At 73.8% G+C, this 5691-nt stretch carries 6 protein-coding genes; 5 read left to right on the top strand and 1 reads right to left on the bottom strand.

Annotated features, from left to right (window positions below; all coding sequences use genetic code 11):
• Positions 1–55: 55 nt before the first annotated feature.
• Positions 56–1057 (top strand): glycerophosphodiester phosphodiesterase, encoded by a 1002-nt coding sequence (locus AB0J52_RS24355; RefSeq protein ID WP_500184415.1) that lies wholly within the window; start codon positions 56–58, stop codon positions 1055–1057.
• A gap of 8 nt (positions 1058–1065) precedes the next feature.
• Here AB0J52_RS24355 and AB0J52_RS24350 read toward each other — a convergent pair whose 3' ends face one another.
• Positions 1066–1635, bottom strand: a complete 570-nt coding sequence (locus tag AB0J52_RS24350; protein ID WP_500184414.1) for a GNAT family N-acetyltransferase — start codon at positions 1633–1635, stop codon at positions 1066–1068.
• 280 nt (positions 1636–1915) lie between these two features.
• Here AB0J52_RS24350 and AB0J52_RS24345 point away from each other — a divergent pair, with 280 nt between their 5' ends.
• The 4 genes from AB0J52_RS24345 to AB0J52_RS24330 form a co-directional block, all read left to right on the top strand.
• Entirely contained in the window at positions 1916–2128 is a 213-nt protein-coding gene (locus tag AB0J52_RS24345; protein WP_500184413.1) for a hypothetical protein, read from the top strand.
• Positions 2129–2281: 153 nt separating this feature from the next.
• Positions 2282–3400, top strand: coding sequence for a LacI family DNA-binding transcriptional regulator (locus AB0J52_RS24340; protein WP_500184412.1), 1119 nt, complete (start codon positions 2282–2284; stop codon positions 3398–3400).
• Entirely contained in the window at positions 3397–4923 is a 1527-nt protein-coding gene (locus AB0J52_RS24335) for a sugar ABC transporter ATP-binding protein (RefSeq protein ID WP_500184409.1), read from the top strand. Before AB0J52_RS24340 ends, AB0J52_RS24335 begins: the two co-directional genes overlap by 4 nt.
• Positions 4920–5691 (top strand): ABC transporter permease (locus tag AB0J52_RS24330; RefSeq protein WP_500184407.1); only part of this gene is annotated, 772 nt, incomplete at its 3' end. The genes AB0J52_RS24335 and AB0J52_RS24330, both read left to right, overlap by 4 nt.

Raw genomic sequence — 5691 nt, 5'->3', positions numbered from 1 at the left:
CTCGCCCGCCTCGTCCGCGCAGGCCGAACCCGCCCTCGCCGCCGTCCGCGGGCCGCTGATCATCGGCCACCGGGGCGCGTCCGGGTACCGGCCCGAGCACACCGAGGGCTCCTACGAGCTGGCCGTGCGGATGGGCGCGGACTTCATCGAGCCCGACCTGGTCGCGAGCAAGGACGGCCAGCTCGTCGTCCGGCACGAGAACGAGATCGGCGGCACCACCGACGTCGCGTCGCATCCGGAGTTCGCGGGCCGCAGGACCACCAAGACGGTGGACGGCACGAAGATCACCGGCTGGTTCACCGAGGACTTCACCCTCGCCGAGCTGAAGACGCTGCGCGCCGTCGAGCGGCTGCCCGCCGTCCGGCAGCACAACACCCTCTACGACGGGCGGTACCGGCTGCTGACCCTCCAGGAGGTCATCGACCTCGCCAAGCGGTTCACCCGCGAGTACCACCGGAGGATCGGGATCGTCCCGGAGACCAAGCACCCGACCTACTTCCGCTCGATCGGGCTGCCGCTGGAGAACACCCTCGCCGCCACGCTCAGGCGGAACGGGTTCGACCGGGGCGGCCGGACGGTCGTCCAGTCGTTCGAGCCGACCAGCCTCCAGCTGCTGCACAAGGCGCTGCCGCACGTGACCGTCCTGCAGTGCCTGTCCGCGAGCGGTTCGCCGTACGACACGACCGCGAACGGGCACGGCCCGACCTACGCGGAGATGGTCAAGCCCGAGGGCCTGCGGACCGTCCGGACCTACGCCGACTGGATCGGCCCGGAGAAGACCATGGTCATCCCCGCCAGGGCGGACGGGTCGCTCGGCACCCCTGGACCGCTGGTGGGGGACGCGCACCGGGCCGGGCTCAAGGTCGTCCCCTACACCTTCCGGAACGAGAACACCTTCCTGCCCACCGACCTGCGCAACGGCACGAACCCCGGCGACTACGGGAAGGTCTTCAAGGAGTACGACGCGTACTTCCGGGCGGGCATCGACGGCATGTTCACCGACAACTCCGACACCGCCTACCGCGCCCGCCAGGACCTCCTGGGCGAGCGCTCCTGACCTGACGGTCAGCCGGCCCCGGGGTCCCGCCACATCAGCCACACCGGCGGGGCCCCGTCCCCCGGCAGCCGCAGCTCCTTCGTCACCCTGAACCCGAACTTCTCGTAGTACGGGACGTTGCTCTCCTTGGACGACTCCAGGTACGCCGCCGTCCGGGACTCGTCGCACCGCCGCAGACGTGAGCGCATCAGCGCCGTCCCGAGCCCGCTGCCCTGCGCCTGGGGGTCAGTGCCGAGGAACGCCAGGTACCAGTGCGGCTCCTCCGGGTGGTGGCTCTCGACGCGTCCGAGCGCCCGCAGGGCGACCGGCAGCCGCCGCCCGAACGCCCGCATGAGCGGGACGGCCTGGCGGGCCTGCACCGACAGCGGCGTCCGCCACCGACCGGGCGGATCCCACAGCGCGGCCGCCTCGATGCCGCCGTACCGCCCGGCGTGCTCGCTCGCGCCGTGCCCGAGGTGGACCTCGCGCAGCAGGATCGTGAAGGCCGCCTCCAGCCGGCGCGGCCGGGACGCCTCGTCCGGCAGCATCCAGCTCCACACCGGGTCGTCGGCGAACGCCCGCGCCAGGACGGCCGCCATCCGGTCGGCGTCGGAAGCTCCCGCCGTCCGCGCGGAGGCCGCCGCTCCGTCGTCCTCCGCCGGCCGGCCCGCCGCCCCGGCGGCCGCCGCTTCAGCCTTTCCCGTGGGCGGATCCGCCGGTTCGGAAGCCGCCGACTCGGGTTCGGCCGACTCGGGGCTCACTGCTTCAGGACCCGCCATGGAGAACCTCCCGTGGGACCCGCCGATCATCGACCGGCCCGAGCCGTCCGGTCAACCCCCGCTTCGTGACCGTGCGTGCTTGATCGGTAGCGTTGGGTCCATGGAGGTCTGGACGGGCCCGGGCGGCCTGCGCGTCACGGCCGTCCCGCTGGACGGGGCGCACCGCGCCTGGGCCGACTTCGCGGGCGTCCCCGCCGACGCCACCTCGGCGTTCCTGGTCACCCGCCGGGGGCTGCCGGTCGGGCGCGGCTGGTACGCGACCATCGCCGACCTGTCGGAGCTGGTCGATCTCGCGTCGCTCTCACCCGCCTGAAACCCCGCCGCCACGGGCCTTCCGGGCCCGTCGGGCGAGGGGCGGGCGAGGCACCCGTTTTGCCTGGGTTTTGCGGGAAGAAGGTTGATGGTGTAATCGTTTACATGAGTGATGTAAACGATTACATCACCGGCTTCCGAGAGGGGGTGCGGCATGGCCCAGGCCAGGGACGGCGGCGAGTCCGCCGGCAGGTCCGGCGTCAGGCCCCAGGGCAGGCCCAACGGCCAGGCCAGCGTCAAGGACGTGGCGCGGCTGGCGGGCGTGTCGGTCGCCACGGTCTCGCGCGTGCTGAACGACAGCGCGACCGTGTCGGAGCGGAGCCGCGCCCGGGTGCTGGCGGCGGTCGAGCGGCTCGGCTACCGGCGCAACGCGGTCGCGCGCTCGCTGCGCACCGACGCGACCGGCACGATCGGGCTGGTCATCGGCGACATCCTCAACCCGTTCTTCACCGAGCTGGCCCGCGCCGTCGAGGACGAGGCGCGCGCCGCCGGGTACGCGGTCGTGATCGGCAACGCCGACGAGCGGCCGGACCGCCAGGACGACTACGTGCGCACCCTGCTGGAGCGCCGCGTGGACGGCCTGCTGCTGTGCCCCACCGCCGAGCTGACCCCGCTGGTCCGCGACACCGTCGAGTCCGGCACGCCGGTCGTGTTCCTGGACCGCACGCTGCACGGCCTCGACGTCCCGACCGTCCGGGCGGACGGCGAGGAGGCGATCGACCGGCTCGTCGGGCACCTGCTCGACCTCGGCCGGACGCGGCCGGCGTTCGTCTCCGGCCCGTCGATCCTGTCCACCGGCCGCGAGCGCACCGACGCGTTCGCCTGCGCCCTGGCGCGCCGCGGACTGCCGGTGCGGCCCGAGTACCTCGAGGAGGGCGACTTCCAGGCCGCCAGCGGGCGCGCCGCGCTCGCCCGCCTGCTCGACCTCCCCGAACCCCCCGACGCGGTGGTCGCCGGGGACAACCTGATGGCCCTCGGCGCGCTGGACGAGATCCACGCGCGCGGGCTGTCCATCCCGGGGGACGTGGCGCTCGCCTCCTACGACGACGTCCCCTGGTTCATCCACCTCGACCCGCCGCTGACCGCGATCGCCCAGCCCGTCCAGGAGCTCGGAAGGCGCGCCGTGCGCGCGCTCACCGAGCGCGTGGCCGGGCGGGAGGTCGGGTCGGTGACGCTGCGGGCGCGACTGGTCGTCCGCGGATCCTGCGGCGAGCCCCCGGCCGGGGACCGCCGGCGGGACGGAAGGCACAACGAAGGGAGCGTTCCGGCATGAGCACCGGGAGATCCGGGGAGATCCTGCGCGTGCGGGGCCTGCGCAAGGGCTTCCCGGGCGTGCAGGCGCTGGACGGGGTCGACTTCGACCTGCGTCCGGGCGAGGTGCATGTGCTGCTCGGCGAGAACGGCGCCGGGAAGAGCACGCTGATCAAGACGCTGTCCGGGGCGCACCGTCCGGACGAGGGCACGATCGAGGTGGACGGCGACGCCGTCGAGATCCGGTCGGCGCAGGACGCCGCCGCGCTCGGCATCGCGACCATCTACCAGGAGTTCAACCTCGTCCCCGAGCTGACCGTCGCGGAGAACCTGTTCCTCGGCCGCCAGCCGCGCCGCTTCGGCCTGGTCGACAGGGGCGCGATGAACGCGCGGGCGCGCGAGCTGCTCGCCCGCGTCGGCGTGGACGTCGAGCCGACCGCGCGGATGGGCGACCTCGGCATCGCCCGCGCGCAGATGGTCGAGATCGCCAAGGCGCTCGGCCTGGACGCGCGGATCCTGATCATGGACGAGCCGACCGCCGTGCTGACCACCGGCGAGGTGGACCGGCTGTTCGAGATCGTCTCCGGGCTGCGCGACCAGGGCGTCGCCGTCGTGTTCATCACCCACCACCTGGAGGAGATCCCCCGCATCGGGGACCGGGTGACGGTGCTGCGCGACGGCCGGTCGGTCGGGCGGGTTCCGGCGCACACCCCCGAGCGCGAGCTGGTCCGGCTGATGGTCGGCCGGTCGATCGAGCAGCAGTACCCGCGCGAGCGGACCGAGCCGGGCGAGGTCCTGCTCCAGGTGCGCGGGCTCGGCCGCGAGGGCGCGTTCGAGGACGTGTCGTTCGAGGTCCGGGCGGGCGAGGTCGTCGGCCTCGCCGGGCTGGTCGGCGCGGGCCGCACCGAGGTCGCCCGCGCGCTGTTCGGCGCGGACCGCTACGACACCGGCGAGGTGGTCGTGGAGGGCCGGCGGCTGCCGCCGGGTTCGGTGCACGCGGCGCGGGAGGCGGGCCTCGGCCTGGTCCCCGAGGACCGCAAGGGCCAGGGCCTGGTGCTCGGCGCGGACGTCGGCGAGAACCTCGGCCTGGTCACGCTCGGCGCGGCCAGCCGCGGCGGCGTCGTGGACCGTTCCAAGCACCGCGCCGAGGCCGCCGGGATGGCCGAGCGGCTCGGCGTGCGGATGGCCGGCCTCGGCCAGGAGGTCCGCACGCTGTCGGGCGGCAACCAGCAGAAGGTCGTGATCGGCAAGTGGCTGCTCGCCGACGCCCGGGTGCTCGTCCTGGACGAGCCGACCCGCGGCGTGGACGTCGGCGCGAAGGTCGAGATCTACGAGCTGGTCAACCGGCTCACCGCCGCCGGGCGGGCCGTCCTGATGATCTCCAGCGACCTGCCCGAGGTGCTGGGGATGAGCGACCGGGTGCTGGTCATGGCACGCGGCCGGATCGCCGGCGAGCTGACCGCCGCCGAGGCCACGCAGGACGCGGTGATGGAGCTCGCCGTGGCGAGCACCCCTGAGAACTCCCAGAAGGACCCCGAATCATGAGCACCACAGCGCCGCGCGAGACGCGGCAGAGCAACGCAATGAGCATCGCCAGGCGGTTCCTCGGGGAGAACGGGGCGCTGGCCGGGCTGGTCGTCCTGGTGGTCGTCCTGGCGCTGATGTCCGGCGACTTCCTCACCGTCACGAACCTGCTGAACGTCGGCGTCCAGGCGGCCGTGACCGCCATCCTGGCGTTCGGCGTCACCTACGTCATCGTCACCGGCGGCATCGACCTGTCGGTCGGCGCGGTCGCCGCGCTGTCGGCGGTCGTGCTGGCCTGGACGGCCACCGACCACGGCGTGCCCTGGCCGGTCGCGCTGGTGCTGGCGGTCCTCGTCGGCATCGCCGCCGGGCTGGTCAACGGCCTGCTCATCACCTACGGGCAGCTGCCGCCGTTCATCGCGACGCTCGCCATGCTCGGCGTGGCGCGCGGCCTGGCGCTGGTGATCTCCGACGGCAGCCCCATCCAGCTGCCGTCCGCCGTCACCCACCTCGGCGACACCATCGGCGAGTACCTGCCGGTGCCCGTCCTGGTGATGCTCGCGATGGGCGGGATCACCGCCGTCGTCCTCGCCCGCACCTACTCGGGCCGCGCGATGTACGCCATCGGCGGCAACGAGGAGGCCGCCCGGCTGTCGGGCATCCGCGTGGACCGGCAGAAGCTCGTCACCTACGCCCTGTCCGGCGCGTTCGCGGCGGTCGCGGGCGTCGTGCTGGCGTCCCGGCTGGCCTCGGCGCAGCCGCAGGCCGCCAACGGCTACGAGCTGGACG

Source organism: Spirillospora sp. NPDC049652, from assembly GCF_040675125.1.
GTDB lineage: Bacteria > Actinomycetota > Actinomycetes > Streptosporangiales > Streptosporangiaceae > Spirillospora.
The sequence above is the reverse complement of the archived record's forward strand: the minus strand, read 5'-3'. Positions and strand labels throughout refer to the sequence as shown.